This is a genomic window from Nitrososphaerota archaeon, assembly GCA_011605775.1.
In the GTDB taxonomy this organism is placed as follows: Archaea; Thermoproteota; Nitrososphaeria; order Nitrososphaerales; family JAAOZN01; genus JAAOZN01.
On record JAAOZN010000068.1, the window covers coordinates 1 to 18,181 of the forward strand.

General features: G+C 46.2%; 23 protein-coding genes and 1 pseudogene. 15 read left to right on the top strand and 9 right to left on the bottom strand.

Features of this window, described 5'->3' with window-relative positions; genetic code table 11:
• The first annotated feature begins 263 nt into the window (after positions 1–263).
• The 12 genes from HA494_06015 (at position 264) to HA494_06070 (ending at position 8,533) form a co-directional block, all read left to right on the top strand.
• Positions 264–1,163, top strand: a complete 900-nt coding sequence (locus HA494_06015; protein NHV97326.1) for a hypothetical protein — start codon at positions 264–266, stop codon at positions 1,161–1,163.
• A 152-nt stretch (positions 1,164–1,315) separates the two neighbouring features.
• Complete coding sequence (locus tag HA494_06020) at positions 1,316–2,212, top strand: PadR family transcriptional regulator (GenBank protein ID NHV97327.1); 897 nt, start codon at positions 1,316–1,318, stop codon at positions 2,210–2,212.
• Between the two features lie 43 nt (positions 2,213–2,255).
• Positions 2,256–3,242 (top strand): GvpL/GvpF family gas vesicle protein, encoded by a 987-nt coding sequence (locus tag HA494_06025; GenBank protein ID NHV97328.1) that lies wholly within the window; start codon positions 2,256–2,258, stop codon positions 3,240–3,242.
• A gap of 1 nt (position 3,243) precedes the next feature.
• On the top strand, positions 3,244–3,537 hold the full coding sequence (locus tag HA494_06030; protein NHV97329.1) for a hypothetical protein: 294 nt from the start codon (positions 3,244–3,246) through the stop codon (positions 3,535–3,537).
• A 1-nt stretch (position 3,538) separates the two neighbouring features.
• Entirely contained in the window at positions 3,539–3,988 is a 450-nt protein-coding gene (locus tag HA494_06035; GenBank protein ID NHV97330.1) for an Hsp20/alpha crystallin family protein, read from the top strand.
• Between the two features lie 37 nt (positions 3,989–4,025).
• Positions 4,026–4,364, top strand: coding sequence for a hypothetical protein (locus tag HA494_06040; protein NHV97331.1), 339 nt, complete (start codon positions 4,026–4,028; stop codon positions 4,362–4,364).
• 217 nt (positions 4,365–4,581) lie between these two features.
• A complete protein-coding gene (locus HA494_06045) occupies positions 4,582–4,947 on the top strand; it encodes a gas vesicle protein (GenBank protein ID NHV97332.1) in 366 nt (121 codons plus the stop codon).
• A 48-nt stretch (positions 4,948–4,995) separates the two neighbouring features.
• Positions 4,996–5,307, top strand: coding sequence for a gas vesicle protein K (locus HA494_06050; GenBank protein ID NHV97333.1), 312 nt, complete (start codon positions 4,996–4,998; stop codon positions 5,305–5,307).
• Positions 5,308–5,309: 2 nt separating this feature from the next.
• Positions 5,310–6,101: a GvpL/GvpF family gas vesicle protein gene (locus HA494_06055; GenBank protein ID NHV97334.1), complete on the top strand. Its 792-nt coding sequence runs from the start codon at positions 5,310–5,312 to the stop codon at positions 6,099–6,101.
• Positions 6,102–6,134: 33 nt separating this feature from the next.
• Positions 6,135–7,064: a hypothetical protein gene (locus HA494_06060; GenBank protein NHV97335.1), complete on the top strand. Its 930-nt coding sequence runs from the start codon at positions 6,135–6,137 to the stop codon at positions 7,062–7,064.
• A 123-nt stretch (positions 7,065–7,187) separates the two neighbouring features.
• Entirely contained in the window at positions 7,188–8,252 is a 1,065-nt protein-coding gene (gvpN, locus tag HA494_06065; GenBank protein ID NHV97336.1) for a gas vesicle protein GvpN, read from the top strand.
• A complete protein-coding gene (locus HA494_06070; protein NHV97337.1) occupies positions 8,249–8,533 on the top strand; it encodes a gas vesicle protein in 285 nt (94 codons plus the stop codon). Before gvpN ends, HA494_06070 begins: the two co-directional genes overlap by 4 nt.
• A gap of 136 nt (positions 8,534–8,669) precedes the next feature.
• Here HA494_06070 and HA494_06075 read toward each other — a convergent pair whose 3' ends face one another.
• The 4 genes from HA494_06075 to HA494_06090 form a co-directional block, all read right to left on the bottom strand.
• Entirely contained in the window at positions 8,670–8,834 is a 165-nt protein-coding gene (locus HA494_06075) for a hypothetical protein (protein NHV97338.1), read from the bottom strand.
• Positions 8,835–8,844: 10 nt separating this feature from the next.
• Positions 8,845–9,087: a gas vesicle structural protein GvpA gene (gene gvpA / locus HA494_06080; GenBank protein NHV97339.1), complete on the bottom strand. Its 243-nt coding sequence runs from the start codon at positions 9,085–9,087 to the stop codon at positions 8,845–8,847.
• A 103-nt stretch (positions 9,088–9,190) separates the two neighbouring features.
• Complete coding sequence (locus HA494_06085; GenBank protein ID NHV97340.1) at positions 9,191–9,796, bottom strand: PadR family transcriptional regulator; 606 nt, start codon at positions 9,794–9,796, stop codon at positions 9,191–9,193.
• Between the two features lie 1,099 nt (positions 9,797–10,895).
• A complete protein-coding gene (locus HA494_06090) occupies positions 10,896–11,426 on the bottom strand; it encodes a hypothetical protein (protein NHV97341.1) in 531 nt (176 codons plus the stop codon).
• 220 nt (positions 11,427–11,646) lie between these two features.
• On the opposite strand from HA494_06090, the gene HA494_06095 reads away from it, so the two are divergent.
• The gene (locus HA494_06095) at positions 11,647–11,826 is read left to right on the top strand and encodes a hypothetical protein (GenBank protein NHV97342.1); all 180 of its coding nucleotides are present in this window, start codon (positions 11,647–11,649) and stop codon (positions 11,824–11,826) included.
• 58 nt (positions 11,827–11,884) lie between these two features.
• On the opposite strand, the gene HA494_06100 is transcribed toward HA494_06095, so the two are convergent.
• From HA494_06100 to HA494_06115, 4 genes are all read right to left on the bottom strand, one after another.
• Complete coding sequence (locus tag HA494_06100; protein NHV97343.1) at positions 11,885–12,235, bottom strand: nucleotidyltransferase domain-containing protein; 351 nt, start codon at positions 12,233–12,235, stop codon at positions 11,885–11,887.
• A complete protein-coding gene (locus HA494_06105; protein NHV97344.1) occupies positions 12,228–12,554 on the bottom strand; it encodes a HEPN domain-containing protein in 327 nt (108 codons plus the stop codon). The genes HA494_06100 and HA494_06105 overlap by 8 nt, the downstream gene beginning before the upstream one ends.
• A 126-nt stretch (positions 12,555–12,680) precedes the next feature.
• On the bottom strand, positions 12,681–12,992 hold the full coding sequence (locus HA494_06110; GenBank protein ID NHV97345.1) for a hypothetical protein: 312 nt from the start codon (positions 12,990–12,992) through the stop codon (positions 12,681–12,683).
• Positions 12,985–13,515: a nitroreductase family protein gene (locus HA494_06115; protein ID NHV97346.1), complete on the bottom strand. Its 531-nt coding sequence runs from the start codon at positions 13,513–13,515 to the stop codon at positions 12,985–12,987. The genes HA494_06110 and HA494_06115 overlap by 8 nt, the downstream gene beginning before the upstream one ends.
• A 233-nt stretch (positions 13,516–13,748) precedes the next feature.
• On the opposite strand from HA494_06115, the pseudogene HA494_06120 reads away from it, so the two are divergent.
• Positions 13,749–13,987: pseudogene (locus HA494_06120) on the top strand (MscL family protein).
• A gap of 33 nt (positions 13,988–14,020) precedes the next feature.
• Here HA494_06120 and HA494_06125 read toward each other — a convergent pair.
• Positions 14,021–17,131, bottom strand: coding sequence for an MMPL family transporter (locus tag HA494_06125; protein NHV97347.1), 3,111 nt, complete (start codon positions 17,129–17,131; stop codon positions 14,021–14,023).
• A gap of 178 nt (positions 17,132–17,309) precedes the next feature.
• Between HA494_06125 and HA494_06130 the strand changes: the two genes are divergently transcribed.
• Positions 17,310–18,083 (top strand): DUF86 domain-containing protein, encoded by a 774-nt coding sequence (locus tag HA494_06130; GenBank protein NHV97348.1) that lies wholly within the window; start codon positions 17,310–17,312, stop codon positions 18,081–18,083.
• The last annotated feature ends 98 nt before the right edge of the window (positions 18,084–18,181 follow it).

Genomic DNA, 18,181 nt, shown 5'->3' on the forward strand with positions numbered 1-18,181 from the left:
GCCAAAATTTTGGCGGAGTGGGGCGTAGGGTTATGCGAATGGGAAGCCCTTGATGCGGCTACGGTTGAGAATTGAATATTTCCTTCAACGCTACACTCACAAAGAAATCGCCAATCACGCGCTTGCTGTTACTTTAATTGGCGAGGGTGAAGTAAGCCGGGCATAGACTGATCGCAAAAGTAAGCGTTGAAGGTTTAGGTACACAAGGAGAGTAAAGTTAACAAAACTTGCAAGGATTGAGTTGGCGAAGCCGCTTTATGGTGGTGAGGTTTGGTCAAAGAAATGGCATCCTCATTTACTCACTCATCATAGTTTTGTCCTACACCCTGATTGCCCTTGGGCTGATGTTCGGGATACTCCCTCTACTCACAGTAATATCTTTCTTAACCTTACCATTAGCATATAGAAGCGTTTCCGCTGCGCTCACACACCACGACAACCCACAAAAATTCATATCGGCTATACGTGACGCAGCGGCGATTTACCTCTCTATCTCGTCGACCCTAATCTTCTGCTCTCTTTTTTGGGAGGAAAAGAACGACGCATTAGCCCCACTCGATCTCAGGCTCCTCGACCCAGCTTGCGGGAGCGGAACATTCCTCGTCTTGGCTATAGGTAGGCTTAGACGGTATGTTGAGGAGCATTGGGTGGATAAAGGTACAGCATTAAGGAGGATTACGAAGAACATCGTTGGTTTTGACCTCAACCCCCTTGCTGTGATCGCCTCAAGAACAAACTACCTCATAGCTTTAGGCGATATGCTGAGGGAGAGAGGTGATGAGCCGATAGAGATACCCGTCTACCTAGCTGACTCGATACTCGTAGAGAGGAGGCAGACGCTCACAGGGGCAGCATATATCCTGAAGACGGCTGTGGGAGAGTTCAGCATTCCAACCAGCGCAGTGGAGAAAGGATTGCTGGCGAAAACTTTAACGGTAATAGAGGAGTGCATTAGGGGAAAACGCAGCTTAAACGAGTTTAAGGCAAGACTATTAAGAGAGGTAAGCTTGGAAAAAGATGAGGTATTAATCCTATCAGAGCTCTTTGAAAAATTATTAAGGCTTGAAAAGGAAGGCAAGAACAGGATATGGACTAGAATTTTAAAGAACTCTTTTGCACCGTTCTTCGCAGGAAAATTCGATTATGTGGTGGGAGTTTTGTAGGGGTTTCTGGTTGATACACTGTTTAAGACTCTCTTCGGTACGGAGTTGCTCCTCACTCTGGTCACAGACTTTATGTTGTTGAAGTTCTCTCTTATTTCGAGTTTCGAAACATAAAATCCATATATGGTGCTGGTGTTTAGTAGGAATCAAGTATGTTAAAGGGCGAGTCGTTGCCGTCTAATGTAAACATTGCACCATCAACCACTGGAGAGTTTAAGCATGTTTTACACTTCTACAGTTCTGGCGTTAACAAGTACTCGATTCAAATACCTTTCCTTGCAACCGTCGGGAGGGGAAGTGCGGTTTATGTGACCGCTGACGATCCGGAGACGGTGAAAAACGTGTTTAAAATGTTAAACCCTAATCTCATCATAGTACGCCCAGAAAAGCTCGGTAAACTTTTGGCCAGCAAACGTGGCCTAAGGATTGTTGTAGACGCTGGCTCGATAAGCCTCAGCGATCCTAGATTGATGGAAAACTATATGCAGACAAGAAAAGGCAGCTACATCGACCATCTTAATAGGGAAGAGTACTTGAAAGAAAAATGTGGAGAGCACACGATCCTTTGCACATATGATATGAGCAAGCTCAGCCCAGAACTGGTTAAACAGCTTGTGTCCTTCCACGATAAACTCATACTAACGACGAGCGACATGGTCCTTCTAGCAGGAGAATCTCCCGATCGAACTTCTATCTCTGAAGATGCCGTCCAGCAATTAGTTAAGGACGAACTTGAGAGCATCGTGCTCACCCTCCTCCTTAGGAAACCGTTATGCGGGGTCGAGATTATAAAAGCTGTCTACGACCAGTTTAATGTGCTACTCAGCCCAGGCACAGTCTACCCGCTATTGCATCTCCTCGAGAAAAGGGGGATGTTGAAATGTGAATACGGTGTGAAGAATAAGACCTATAGGCTTGACGAGGCAGCAAAAGAAAAAATCTTTAAGATGCTTGAAGAACGCGTTAGGGCAAGCCTGCTCCTTAACAGTTTTCTGCAGACGGTTACGATAAATGTGAGGCAAAAGGAACATTCGGATTCTGAAAAATAAGGTTTAAATCATAGCCGAGTTTCAACGGAAATGTATGTGAAGCATGGAGTATCCGCCTGATATTGAAGTGATCGGGAAAGGTGGGGGGAAGGAGCCATTTCGAATAGTGGGGCAGCGGGGGCTCTATTTCTTCATCCGCACTGAAACATTCGATCGACTAAGGGAGATAAACGATGCATATAGGCTCACCGGCCAAACAGATCCAAAGCCGTTAGACGCTATAAAGGTAGTTGGAAGAAGGGGGGTCGTCGGACGAAGACCATTTCTTCTGCCGGGGCGTAGCGGAACCTACCTCTGTATCCTCGATGAACATCTTAAGCAGCTTGTGAAGATTGCTCAGGCATATAAAATGTGGCTTGAAGCCAAAGAAGAAGAGAAAAAGCTAGAAAGGATTGTTAAGCCGCCTGAGGAAGGAAGATACGTTTACTGTATTATACCTTGGGACGGTAGCGACCGCAGTCTCAGCTTTGGAGAAATCGGCATAGAAAACAGTGGGGAGGTATACACTATTCCCTACGGGGATGTCGCCGCCGTCGTAAGCAACGCACCGTTCAAAGAGTACACACCTAATAAGGAAAACGCCTACGCTCACATACAAGTCATGACGCTTGTAATGAGAGAACACACGGTTTTGCCGATGGCCTTCGGTATGGTGTTCAAGAACGAGGAAGTACTTCGAAGAGTGCTTGAGAGAAGCCGCGACGAGTTAAGAAAGGCCTTAAACGAAATCGAAGGCAAGGCGGAGTTCGGCGTCAAGGTGGTTCGGCCAAAGGGGGTTGAGCTCGACGAAGACGCGTTCGCTTCAGAGATAGGGGAGCTGCGCAAACTGGCAGTCCAAACCAAGCTCGGTAAGCGGTTCAGCAGATCCCTCATTTTGAACGCCTACTACCTTATAAGAAAAGAGGATGTGGAGAACTTCCTAAACAAAGCTAGGGCGCTCGAAGAAAAGTTTAAGCAGCTAAAATTTCAGGTCACAGGCCCTTGGCCCCCGTCCAACTTTGTGAAAATAAAGATTGGGAGGAGAGATTAGGATGCCATTTTTGATCGACGACATAATACTTCGGATGGTTGGCATCTCACTACCACCCTTTGACATGCTCTGGTTGCTTGAGACAATAAGAGACTATGCGATCCAAGAGCTCTACAACCCCGAAAAGATCGGCGACGAGTTAAAGGAGGCCGCGCTCCTATACGATCTCGGCGAGATCACGAAAGAAGAGTATGAGCGAAGATACGCTGAGCTCACAGAAAAGCTGAAGATAGCCCAGCGTGTCAGAGAATCGAACATCATAAAGCGGGTCGACATTCTAAACGTGGGTGTTTAACGTGGGGTTCGATGAACTGCTAAAAGGACTACGTGAATTCATCAGAGCATTAGATGAGCTGGCGCAAAAGGAGGTGGTGGAGAAAAGGGGAAAAGGAAAGTTAATGGGAGCCGACGTTACATATTCCTATACCATTAGATATCTTTCACCTGCCAGACCAAGGGCTCCCCCAGCGGGAGGCGTGGAGAAGCCGTTAGTAGACGTTTTCGACAGGGGTGATCACATCGTCGTCGTCGCGCTCATCCCAAACGTCAAGGAAGAAGACTTAAAGTTTAGGATAGAGGGCGATACATTAAAGATCACCTCAAACAAGGCAGGCACCAAGATCCTGAAGGAAGTATCGATACCGAAGGACAGCGAGGTCGATAAAATCTTAGACGCATCGTTCAAAAACGGCGTCCTCGAAATCAGGCTGAGAAAGAAACTTCGAACTTCGAAAGATAAAGGGTAAATAGGCTTAAGATAAACCGATTTACAGGGATGTGAGAATGGCTGGGAGTGTTGAAGCACCAATCAGCTTCCAGAGAATGAAGGCAGTAAGGAAAGCTGAGCTAGCTAGAGACCGAGGCAGAATCAAATTGCTTGCGATAAGGCGTAAGCTGAAGTTTCAGGTCGAAGGAAACGAAGCCAAAATGAGTCGAAGGAAGCAAGAGCAGGCGAAGAACCTTAACCCGACCTCAAGGCTTAGAACCCTGGCTGCGCGTGAATGGGCGAAACTGGTCAGGAATCCTTCAAATTGGTCAAGTGTACCACTAAGGCCAAAGTATTCAAGCGTCAAGCCGAAGCCGAGGGTCTACGGCAGAAGGTTCGAGACCGTGGAAAGTTAGAAGGACTGACAAGACAGACGCGAAGAGAATACGAGGAAGCGGTTTAGAAGACAGCTGAAAGCGTATCAAAGATAGGTGTAGACGTAGGTGCATAAGTCAACGAGCAAAAAGAGACCTAAAGGAACGTTTTAGCAGAAGAATCCGACTATGTCGAAATTCGAGACAGAATATTTAATAAATGAATTTTAAAACATCGTTAGGAGGTAGAAGATAAGAGATGGTTGAGAGCCTAGTACCGTCAAAGGAAGGCGACCTCGCGCAGGTTGTAGAAAAGATTCTGGAAAAAGGGCTTGTGATAAACGCAGACATCTCTGTGTCGGTTGCAGGCACCGAGCTACTTGGCATAAAAATTAGGGCCGCGCTAGCATCCTTCGAGACAGCGGCAAAGTATGGGCTAGAATTCCCATCTGGCACAAACTATCAGGCGAGAGGGTGGAAGGAGATTGAAATAAGGAAGGCGAAATGTCCTGGCTGCAGAAATGAGGTTCCAGAAGACGAACTGTTTGAGGAAGGCTGCCCCTACTGTGGTTGGGTTAGCCCGCGAAAGAAGCGCAAGCAAGCGCCAACCATAATCTCAACTTAGGTTCACTGCCCCTTACACTACAGCGTGTTCGAAATGGAGGGGGAACGCATGCCCATCAGTATCGATGAGGATAACCTTAAGCAAGGTTTACTAGGTGTAGTCGTCGCCCTAGTTGAAATCATAAAAGAGGTGCTTGAAAGACAAGCTATTAGAAGAATGGAGAGGGGGGATTTGGAAGACGAGGAAATTGAGAGGCTTAGCATCGCTCTAGCCGATTTGAATGAGGCGCTTGAAAACATAAAGAAGGAGAACGGGATCGAGGATGCTGTAAAATCTGTACGAGATGGACTTGATGAAGTAGCCGATAAAGTGATAGATAAGTTCTTGAATCCGAGGAGGTGGGCTGAAGAGGTCAGATAGAGATGAGTGAGGTGCAAGAAGCTGGCGAAGGCAGATACCTTTACTGCATAATCAACGGTGGAGTGGAGCTTAACTTAGGCAGGATAGGTATAGAAGATGCCGAAGTCTATACGATCCCTTATAAGGATGTTGCTGTGGTTGTGCACTCTTGCCAAGCTAAGCCCTACGTGTCGAAGGACGAGGAGAAGGTGAAAAGGTGGATCTTCAACCACAATTATGTAATCGACAAAGCAACAGAACTATTCGGCACAGTCTTGCCCTTCTCCTTTGACGTGATAATCAAAGGAGACGAGACTACGGTTAAAGATTGGCTAAGTAGGAATTATGAGAAGTTTAAGGAAGGGCTTGAGAAGGTTAAGGACAAGGCGGAATATACGGTGCAAATCTTCTGCGATCAAGATAGGCTCGCGGAGAAGATTTTGAGCGAAGACGAGGAGCTGAGAGCATTGAAGGGAAAAATTGAAAAAATGCCGCAGGCGTCGACCTACCTGCTTCGGCGGAAATTGGAGCTTAAGGTAAAAGATAAAATTTCAGCCGAAATATCCAAGCTTGCCGAGGAGTTTGCCTCAAAGATAAGGGAGCTGGTCGAGGAAATGAAGGTCGAAGAAACTTCGCGAGTACCAGAAAAATATAAGGACAAAAAGTTGGTTGTGACGCTCTCGTGCTTAGTGCATAAGAGCAAGGTTGAAGATCTTGGCAAGTTACTTGAGGAGATAAACGCTCGCGAAGGATATATCGTTCGCTTCACCGGGCCCTGGGCGCCTTTCAGCTTTGTTACATTTAAGGAGGCGTGAAGATGCGTATGAAGATTGTGTGGTGCGTCTAAGATGAAGGCTGAGAGAGAAAACGACCTTGTTGATCTACTTGACAAACTTCTGAACCGAGGACTTGTGTTAAATGCGGACTTGATAATATCTGTGGCAGGCATACCATTGATCGGCGTAAGCCTTAAAGCTGCGATAGCGGGAATAGAAACTATGCTAGAATACGGTATGATGGAAGCCTGGGATCAGCGCACAAGAGAATGGTATGCGAGAGAGTATGCGAAGAAGGGGGATGTGCCTCTTAGAGAAGGGGAAGAAGTTTTCCTCAGATCGTTTGGATCCTTTCTGGACAGACGATGGATTAACCCAACTTGGCGACCTGGCTTTCTGTACCTCACAAACAAGAGACTCCTCCTATTGAGAAGGGAGCCGCCTGAAGTGTTGTTGGAAATCCCACTCGACAAGATGGAGGGGCTTGCGGTCAACAAAGAAATGCGCTATGCGAGGGAGAGAGAGGAACTTTACATCCAGTTCAACTGCGGCGAGATCGTTCGAATCCACGCTCCAAACGTCCTAGAGCTGAAAGATGAAATCGAGAAACTCGTTGGAAAAAGCCTTGAGCACAATATTGAGAACTGTCATCCTCCTCTTTCCGAAGACGAAAAACTCCTTAGAGTGGAGAAATTATGGTACCTGTTTCCGGCAATGGGCATATTAGGCGAGACCTGGAAGCCTGGGCGCCTCTATCTAACAAACAAGAGACTTTTCTGGGTGTATAGGGTAGACGGTGAGAAAATGTTTGAAGTGCCACTTTATAGCATCAGTAATTTAGCTACAAGCTTCGACGAAAGGAAAGGCAAGGTTCTTACGATAACATTTGATGGCAGAAATGCATCGTTCAGCGGCGACGAACAGAGCGTCGACAGCATCATAAGGGCGATAGAGCAAGTTGCCCACACAGCCTGCTCATACAATCCCCAGCAGCCTAAATAGTCGCTCAAAATTTCTCCGCAGTTTATCAGCTTCTGGGTCTTCATAGATTTTAAGCCACCTACTCTCTCAAATTTCGAAACAAAAAGACTATAAACGTGATGGAAGGTTATGGGAGCGATTAATATGAGAGAATGGAGGAGGTTGCACCCTAGAATTGTGAGGGGGGCGCGTATTCATACGACTTTAGAGGAGAAGAAGGATATGGCAAAAGATCTTGGAAAAGAGTCTGCAGAGTTTCTGATGCGAACGGTCGAAAGGCTTGAAGGAGAAACATTTCAAATACAAAAATCCGGGCTGGTCAATACAAAATACTTGTTGCCAAACATTGAAAATTACATAGAAACAGAGGAGGTGAAGAAGATCAAGGAGAAAGTGAAGCTTTGGCTTAACGCAGGCTACCCTGTTCATATCGTTGGCCCCACAGGCTGCGGGAAGTCGACACTCGCGCTACGTGTAGCAGAAGAGCTCGGCAGACCCATAGTATGGGTGAACGGTGACGAGACGATGACCACAGCAGATTTGGTTGGAGGCTACTCTGAAGTTGAGGCTGAAAGTTTGAGGGATAGATTCATTCACACGGTTCTCAAGACCAGAGACGTTATGCGGGCAGGCTGGGTGGACAACCCCCTGACGGTTGCGTGTAAGTATGGTTACACGTTCATCTACAACGATTTTTCCAGAGCTAGGCCTGAAGCAAACAACATCTTGCTTCCGGTCTTTCAGGAGGGCGTACTTGAGCTCCCAAAGAGATTCGGAGAAGAACGCTACATCAAAGTCAACCCCAACTTCAGAGCGATTCTAACAAGCAACTCCGTCGACTATGTAGGAGTATTTCGACCACAGAATGCCCTACTTGACCGAATGGTCGGCATCTACATGGACTTTTACGACTTCTACACCGAGGTTGAGATCGTTAAAGCGCACTCCGGAATACCGCAACGTGAGGCGGAAGCAATAGTTGAAGCTATCCGCAGGCTAAGGGAAAAGCTGCCTGATGCAGAAAAGCCGGGAACACGGGCCTGCATAATGATCGCAAAAAGGTTTGCGATGAGCGGCGGAAAACTTGAAGAACTCCTCGAAGAACTATGCTTAGACATTTTAGCAACTAAAAGTAGAGGCCCATCGGACTGGGCTGCAAAACAGAAGCTCGTCAAAGACATCTTAGCAACCAAAGGTGGTAAAGGATGAATGAGGTAGAAATCCTAGAGATTGGCGAAAAATGCTGCGCCCAAATGGCAAGGCTATTAAATAAGAAGGTAGAAAGTATCGTGAGCCTTACAAAAGAGGAGAAAGGGTGGAAAGCGCTTATTGAGGTTTTAGAAAGGAAGGCAGTGCCTGACACGCACGACCTACTCGGAAGGTACGAGGTGACAATGGACCCGAACGGAAGGGTCTTAAAATACAGTCAAACACTCATAAGATACAGATCCGATCGTCTCGGAATAGAATTCAGAGAAGCAAAAGAATAGCACGGCCCCTCTAAAACTTCGCCCCTCCCTAAGCAATTCCCTTAGAAATAGTATTCCCAACTGAAGCGATGCCAGAACAAGTCAGATTAAAATGCTCCTAGTTGGCGTAGTAAAAAAATAAAGGGGGTGTTCTGGTTCACCCATACCAGAAATTCTTGGCGTAGCTCCTAATATCTTCTTTTGCTTTTCTGATACCTAGCTGGAGTTTTCTGATACCATCCCCCAATTTCGCTATCGCTTCAGCGTTCCTCTTTACCTGCGCGTCTATTGCGTTGTGGAGAGCCCTAACACTTTTCGGCATTCTTAAGCACCTAAGCCGTAGGTGCTGCTGGTGCTGGCGCTGGTGGTGCGACCGCTGCAGCCTCTATTTTCGTTATCTCTTCAGCGTAGTGTATGAACGTGTCAACTGAGGCTACAACTACTCTAGCTTCAATCGTCAAAATCTCGATGCCGACTAGTGAGACACGTACCCACGCGTCGATGACTATGCCCCTGTCCAGTATCCTGTCTAGTACTTCAGCCAAATTACTTGCCGAGGGTGTTACGTTTACCATCTTGCATCACTCGTTTCGAACGAAAGAGTTCTCTTAAAATGTTTTCTTTTCCAATCTAATATCAGGGAAAGTTTCGAACTTCGAAAATGATCCAAATACGAGGTTAAAAGTTGACCACCTTTTGAAGCGAGTTCGCAATGTATTTTTGGGCCGCTATTAGATGTCTTATTTTATCTTTCGCTTCTTCTTTTCCCGCTTCTGTCAGCGCATAAACTTTTGAACGCGGATTTTTGGATTCCACTATTTTGAGGAGACCGCGTTTTTGCATGGCGTACAGCATTGGGTAAACGGTTCCTTGGCTGAGAAACGTATAGTATTCTTGATAGATTCTTCGGATAAGTTCGTAGCCGCAAAGAGGAGCTTTTAGCAGCAAGGATAAAATGATTACTTCAAGGTGTTTTTTTACGAAAATTTCTAGACTCTCCCGAGAAACTGTATCGACAACATCTAAATCTGGCTTCCAAAGGGATCGTAGACTGAGCCCTATGATCGCCTGCTCGGTTTTTGTGGAGAGAATAACGTTCCTGTAGAGTTCCAGTAAAGCCTCCAACAAATTGCTAGGCAAAGTATCGATCTCAAAAGCGATTAGCGACTTGATAGTAAAAGGCATTTTTTCACCCATTCTTATGCGAACCTCCCTTAGACAATCAACAAGCTCTTTAGTGACGGAAGAAGTAACCGAGCCCCCAAAGTCCATTACAGCCCTCAAACCGGAATAACTTTTTGGAACAAGGTTACGCAGTTCTTGGAGTTCAGCTTTTAAATTGCTTATCTCATGTGATGTGACCGCCCCCCCCGGACCGCGATTGGAAAAGCATACAATCTACGCGATTCAATATCTTCTCTAAACTCTCTCTCAAAACGAAATCTGTTTGTCTCATCATTATTATATACAAAGAGGCATAGCTCACCGGATTCAAGACCGAGGCGCAGGAAAGAAGATAGCATCTGCAAGACTTGCACACCATATTCGTATAGGAGAAGCAGGTGCTCAAATTTACAGGGAAAAGCAAGAACCTTACGGGAACAAGGAAGAAAAAGCCACTCCCTTCTCCTTTTCACCCTAATATTTTGGTCCATTCTCATCCTTTTTTATTAGAGCGCTTCCACAATTATACTTTTCTTTTTAGAATCGAAAATAGAAACGAAGGTTGTTTCGGGCCGGAAGCTTGAATAGCAGGTTCACAAATCTTACCATTGTTTAGCTCCCCAACTTCACGTTTCCCTAACCCATGACTGAAAAATCAAGGAGAAGCACATTTCGCGTAAGCCGCTTTCCACTCATTTGAAACATCGATATTCCGAAACGACAAGAGGAAGCGCATTGACCGTGCATTGTATACCTAAACAGGGTTGGCGGATAAGCACTATACACTACGCTGTATCCGCACGCGTATCCACCGCCTTTAACAGGCTACAAGACACTCCTGCGTCTGATCAGAGGCTAAAAGAGTTCTACAACTCAACGTGATACTCTCTATTTGCATTAAAGCTAACAACTGGAGGGGTTGGGCAGCAGGAGAGATCGTTAAAGCACTCGGTTCAGGTACACAAAAGAAACACTCCACCACCCTTAAAATAGTATCAGTTCCGCTATATGCTTACCGCTATAAAACCAGCACCAACAAGCTCTATTTGTATACCTAAACCAAGACGGCTGAAACCGATTATACGCTCTCTTATCCTGAGCAGAGGAGGCATGTTCTAGAAGAGTTTCTTGGATTAACATACTTGTAAGCTTAACCGCTTAAGCTTACATCATAGATCGGATCTCAGCCCTCGAATGCTTACGCCGAGTTTCTGATAAACTAACTACTCTTCATCTCAACCTCGAACACGCACTTCTCATCTCCCTTCGATAAGCACGAGACCTCCTCGACCGAAACCTCTTTAGCGTAGAGTGTGGTTAGGAAGCCCTTAAGGAAACCTTTTGTGAAGAAGCAGGATGGCTTATCTGATCTGAAAACCTTAGCCTCGAACACACCCTCGCAAACAAGCCTACCTGAGCAACGCTCAGCATCAAACGAATCTAGGCTCATCTTGAACCAACCCTCCCTCAACTTATACTCAGAAAAGAACCTTAAGACAACAATCTTATCCCCGAACTCCTTCATAAGCCTCTCACAAGACCTGGCGCCACAAGCTAAGCCGACCTCATAGAGTATGACGCCCCCGCCTGAACCAAAGCGCTCGAATAAAGCAGACTTAAAGTCAGCAAAAGTCACACACCTAAAGATGAACGCATCACCACTCCTAAGCAAAGTATAGGGCGCAGCTGACTCCTCAGAAGAATCCGTAAACCGCCCCCCCCCCCTTTTTCGATAAACACGCAACTTCATCAAAGAAAAATTATCACCCAGCTTTTAATTAAAGCTTACTCATCATGTTCAAACGAGGATCTTTGAGAATTGGGTAAAACGTGTTTGTCGTTATGTTTGAACATCCTTCATCAGGTATGAGGGATTAGATGATTGGCTTATGAACGGTCTAGGGTGTAGGCGTGTCTGACGTTCGTAGAAGATGTCCTGAGAAAATTCAAAGAAATTAAGGCGTTTAGAGGTGCCCACAGGCGGCTTCCTAATCCTAATCAAAGTTCCACCAGACGGTAGGCCTGTTAAAGCAAACTTCGACAGACCGATCACAGCAGAAGAATACACAGTCGTCTACCCAGGTGTTGTAAAAGTGGTTGGTAGGATGACGGATGTGCGACCTCTCATAGATTTGCGGAGGGTGTGCTAAGCTCAGCTCCGCTCCCTGCAATGAGTGAAGCCCTTCGGGCCCACCTTAATTCTATCTGCTAGGTAATCTCTTCATAGTTGGATATGAACTTCCTATACCACTCAAACTCCTCCAAAGTTACCAGATGCAGCTCAAAAGGGTTAGGCGTGCCAAAGACCTGCCTAGCCAAATCGTACGTCTTAAGCCTCTTCTCAAGTTCTTTAAATTCGTCACATATAACCAGCACGTCAACATCGCTTAGTGGCCCGCTTCTACCCTCAGCAACACTTCCGAAGACAAGAACTCTAACGCGGCTTTTAAGGTGGTGTGCGAGCTCAGATTTGAACCGTCGGAGCGACTCTTGATACCTACTTCTCATCGCAGCTAATTTAAGACTCCTCTTAACCACACGCTTGAACGCTTCACTCAAACTCAGATAACCTCTTGACATAATCCTCTGCGAAACGTAGTATGGTCATAGCGGTTTCTTTTGAATAATCCTTCGGTAAGTACCTTGAAGTTATGTATGCCTCCTCTAATAGATCTAAGATCATATTCGGCAGCTCCGGCGGCTCAGCACCTATCTCTCTAAGCTCAGATAGCAGTACCTCGATGCTATGTGTTTTAGGGTATTCGCCTACTCGTTTAGCCAACAGATACTTCAAGTAGAACTGTATCGCTTGTTCGCAATTAAAGAGTGTTAAGTTATACAAGCCTAATTCAAACGCCTTCCCCGCTAGGGTAAGCATCTCAGATGCCCTCTTCTTAAGGAACTCCAATCCAAAAGAAGTTGGTGCTCAAAAGTATTTAACCTTGAACATTTACTCTCCCAAGATACCTAACACTCTACCCCACATATTATCTACAATAGTGAATCAAATGCTTCGCTTTTTGGCTTCTTTAGCAAGCTCCAATATCAAATCATCTATGAATTGCTCAAAAGCTTTCGGGTTGGTTAACTTAAGAAACTTATTCCGCTCTATATCCTCTCTTACCTTCTCTAGAAATCGATCTTTCTCGGCTTCAGGCAGATAATCCTGTATCTTCAAAACCCTACCGAGCGCATCGATAAGCCTGAAGGTCCCGTAGGACTGAGGCTCCTCCAAGCAGCCTCTTGCGCTCGAAGCCATATACGTTGCGAGCTCGAAGAGGTAATTGGATAGAGATCTTTTTTCTGTGTTACCCACTTCTAGGCACCTCACTTGCCCAACTTACGCCGTATCTATTCAAATAGGCTATTTCTTCTATCCTCTTTTTGGGAGGCGCCTTAGGTTGCTCCTTAGGATGCCCTAGTATAACTATAAATTCAGGCTCGATTCTCTCAGGCAGTTCGAGAATCTCCTTTAGTGCTATTCTAGAGAACGATTTAATGACACATGCTCCTAAACCGAGAGCGTGCGCTGCGAGAAGCATATTTTCAACAGCCATAGCGCAGTCCGCTATTCTGATATAGTTTTTACCCAACTCCCCTCCCTCTTTTTCATAGATGTCAAGGTCTGAGCACACAACGATGGCTGCGGGGGCGTTGCCTAGAAAGCCGGGCGAAAAGAGCCTAACTAGGTTAAGTATACGTTGATCTGTTATGACTATGAATTTCCAGCCCTGAAGGTTGGAGCCTGAAGGTGCTAATCTTGCGGCATCAAGGATCTTCCTAAACTCCTCCATAGTTACCTTTTCATCTGTAAAGCTGCGGATACTTCGCCTGCTCATTATAGCTTCAAAGACATCCAAACTTTATCGAAATGAGTGAAGCCTTCTGGCTATTATTAAACATTTATTAATAGTAAGGTTTGCATATCGAATAAGGGGTTCATTTGGTGAAAGAGGAAGAGATCTTAGAGGAGTTAAGGCGCATAAGGGCACTTCTGGAGCCTAAGCCTGCGCCACCTCCACCCCAAGGTTTGTGGGCTGAATTCTTAGATTTCATCTCAAAGTATAAGGTTATGGGTATGGCAGTTGCCTTCATATTAGGTCTATATATCTGGGAGCACTTGTCAAAGCCCTGGTTGACGACATAATAATGCCGATTGTACAGTTTGCTACACCAAACGTTGCGTGGGAAGCCATAGAGATCGGCCCCTTCAGAGTTGGCCACTTTGTAGGGTCACTTATCACATTCATTATTATAGCATTTGTGGTCTTTCTACTGGTGAAAGTGAGTAAAAGATTCAAGATAGAGTAGAGAAGCTTGTGTAGCTAATGCGAATGCGATCAACTATACTTCTGATCTTTTGCTTTTTAACCCTTTGGGCCACCAGTTCCACTTCTTCGCAACAACTATTATAGATGGGTTGAGGAAGATGCGCATGAAGAATGTGTCTATGTATATTGCGAGGCTTAGGGCGAAACCCATCTCTTTGAGCACTAGGTTAGGGCTGAGCATGAGGCTTCCTAGCGCAGAGCCCAGGATCAGCCCGGCTGCTGTGAGGACTAAGCCTGTCCTTTCTACCGCGTTTACAACCGCTTCTTCGTCGCTCAAACCCTTCAAGGCTTCTTCCTTGACTCTTGTTATGAGGAAGACGTCGTAATCTACTCCCAGCCCCATCAGCACGGAGAAAGTGAAGAGTGGCGTTAACCAGTATATCTTCGCACCTAAGCCGTATTGAAAGACGAGGGTGAGTATACCTAGGGACCAGACCGCGCTCATGGCTGTGGTCGCTAGAAGCCTAAGTGGGAGCAAGATGGAGCCTAGGGCTATTAGTAGGACTATGAAGATGCCTATGCACGCTGCTGGTATTATTCTGTAGAAGAAGTCTTGGTTTATGGTGTTGGTCAAGTCTAGGTAGAAGGCTGCACCGCCTCCCACCAAGATTTCAGCTCCGCTTAACGCAGCTTCATCTCTTGCGACTTCGCTAACCTTCTCTCTAATCTTTTTGATAGTTGTAAAGGCTTCGTCTGCGGTGTAGAAGCTCTTTAGGCTGGTTGTTATCACGAAGGTCTTGCCCTCTTCATCTGCGTACTGTCTTATGCTGCTTCTATCAACTTCGTCTGGTGCCACATATTCGCCCCTTGGTCTAGTTGGACCGTAGGTGTATTCTGGGTAAACATCATCAAGTTTGGAGATTTCGGTGTGTAGTCTATCCAGAGCTTGGTAGAGGTCTCTTTTGACTCCGCTGCTAGTAAATAGTGGCTCTCGGCTGACGACTACGATCTGCGTCTGCGAGAGAGGCGCTGCTCCGAAGGAGTTGAGTATGGCATCGACTCCACGCTTTGATTCGAAGGGTGGGAGCATCTCTATGTCGCCGTATGTGATTGATATTGTGGTGATTACTGCGCCTAGGGCTGCTGTGGCTAGTAGCCCGATTGCCAGAACCCTCTTTGGCTTTGATACGCAGTAGTGTGCCATTCTTCTGAATATGGCTAGTCTGACTGCGAAGTTTGGTATGGTTTTTCGAGGCAATAGTATCTTGTCTTTTATGGTGGAGAGTGTTGATGGGATTGTTAGTAGAGCGCCTGTGAGTGTTAAGAGTATGCCTAGGGCTAAGCCTATGCCTATGCTTTGGAGTATGCCTATTGAGGAGAGTGCTAGGCAGCTGAAGCCTATGAGGACTGTTGACGCGCTTAAAATTACTGCGCCTCCTGCGTGTATGGCTGTTCTTTTAACTGCTGCTGTGTGATCGATGTTGTTTCCTCTTTCCTCGATGTATCTGAAGATCATGAAGATTACGTAGTCTACGCCTGCGCCTAGTATGACTACGCTTATCATACTCCTTAGTAGATAGTATTGTTTGAAGCCTAGTTCTGCGAGGAGAGCCAATAGACCTATTGCTGCGGCGAGTGCTGAGCCTACGGTTAGTAGTGAGATCGTTGGGACTATTAGCGACGCTATCAACGCTGCGCCTAGTATGAAGACCAGCAAGATGGTTACTTTATCGATGACACCTATGTCTTCAACGTCCTGATTTCTGAGGTCGTAGGATAGGGTCATGGGGCCTGTTAGTAGGGTTGTGAACCCGGCTTGCTTCACCTCGCCAACAATCTTACGGAGGGCTTCAACCGCTACTCTCTGCTCTGCTTCAGATAGGCTGCCGTTGAACCGAATGAGGATGAGCGCGGTTTTGTTATCGCCGCTAACAAGCTTGCTGTAGATATCTTTTGGTATGCTGTCTGGGAAGGGTGGTGTGGGGAACTTCGATCTGATCTCTGCGAAAACCCGTTGGGTTAGGTTTTGGGCAGCGGCATCTAAAGCCTCTTGTGTTGGTTCTCTGCCGAGCTCTAAGCAGATCTGGATTATGCTCTTTTCAAGACCCTGCTCTGCTAGCAGAGTGGCTGTGAGCACTTCTACGTCGTGTTGCGTCGCATCTGGTCCTAGGTTGATTAACTCTCTGATTACGCTTTCGCTTAGACCCGATTCTTTGGAAACTATTGATGCTGCTGTATCCTCGATTATTTGCTGCCTTGTGGCTGAATCGGCCCATTGGGTTATGTTCATAGCCCCATTTAATTCTGTGAAGAGTTTTGAGGCTTCGCCAAGATTTGTTGGTGTGAAGACGTGTGGTGCTGCTGTGTTTATCGCTGCTTGGGCCTTTGTATAGAGTAGTTGGGGTTTTAGGTCTGTGATCTTTATGTACTCTTCTGTGAAGGTTGAGGACCAAGCTGTGTAGAAGGCTTTGAGGTAGGCTTCGGTGAGTGGTTTGCCCCCTTCTGGCAGCATCTTTAGTGCTGTGTTATATGCTTGTTCGTTGAGTGGTTTGACTGGTATGGGTTGGAGAGGATTGGCTTGGGCGATCTGCTGGGCTGCTGAGGACCAAGCTTGGAGGTAGAGGGTTGGGACCCCATATATTATTTGGGCTGCTTCTGTTAGTCTGTTGATTAGTGTGTAGAGTGTTTGGTGTAGGGTTTGGAGTTCGTCTGCTGCTCTGTAGAATTGTTTGTGTGCCTCTGTTAGGTTAGCCTTGATCTTCTGCTCTATTTCGCGGTATGTTTCGTTCATCTTAGCCCAGTATTTTGCTAGGATTTCGTCGTAGATTGTGGTTGCGCTTACAACACCAGCAAACCCCTTTAGCTCCTCTTTGCCCTTAGATTCAATGGTCTTGCTTAGGGCAGATATGTAGCCTCTACCCTCATCTGAAAATATGTTGCCCTCCTCAGCCTTAACTACTAGGATCTCTGTGTCCCCTTGGTCTGAGCCGATCTTCTCAGATATGATCTGCTGAGCCCTCTTAGCCTCTAATGTGCTTGGAATGAAAGGATCTAGGCTGTGCTGAATATGCTCCTCTAAAGCCGGGAGGTTTACACCTAGAACAATTACTACGAGGACCCAAAGGGCTATGAGAAACTTGCCTCTTTGGGTGGAGAGAGCTGCATATTTATCGAGCAACTCCACTCACACAACCTACCGCCAAAGAACCGGGTTTAAAAGCTCTGCTATACTGCCAGCTCTTCCGCTGATTTTTAGTGATGCTTGCTGCACCATAAACCCTACAATCTTTTTAGAATAACATTGCGAGGCAACTGCAATAATTATAAATATATGGCGTCTAATTCAAAGGTGTCAGGGGTAATTGAAAGTTAGGGAAAGAATAAGCAAACAAGCCGAGCAAGTCGTTCATCTAGTTAAGGAACTCAAAGAGGAGAAGAGCTATAGGGGGGTAGAAATGCTTGTCCAACTAATAATACAAGCGCTCCTCGACTTGGGGATAATGGTGACCACAGCGGTTGGTGGAAGAACTCCCAAGACTTATTCGGAGGTAGGTGAACTACTGGCAGACCTAAATCTGCTAAATGAAGAGGACGCAAAGCTCTTAAAGTCGATGGCTGGCATGAGAAACATACTCGTGCACGCGTATACCGCAGTAGATAGGGCGATCGTTACTGGTGCTGCACAGAGAATTGTGGAAGACGCTGTGAGGATCGAGGAGGCTATTAAAGATGGCTTAAAAGATAGGGTACTCGACCCCCCATCTTACCACACTTTATGTGAAAGGTTGCGTGATGTGTTTAAGGGGAGGGTTAAGGCTGCTCTTCTATTCGGTGGGAGAGTCAAAGGCTACACGCTTAAAGGAGATTACGACATCGCGGTCTACTTTGGTAGGAGCCACAGCTTATATGATTTAGGCGAGCTTGCTGTAGATGTGGCTAGAGCCTTGAACATAGGCGAAGAAGAGGTTGATCTCGTTGATCTAGACTCAGCTGCGCCTGAGATTAGGCTAGAGGCTCTGCAAGGCAAACCGCTTTACGTAGAGGATGATTATGTGCTCTTTGAACTTAAGGTTAGAAGCATTCTGGAGCTGCTGGATATGCGCAGTGGTATGCGACCTCTAGAGGGGTTAACTTGAGCGCCGAAAGATGTCAACTTGACATCGGAATTGAATCTCTGGAGGAAAAACGCACGCTTGTTATACATTGTAACAGACCAATTAAAAGGAACGGGAAG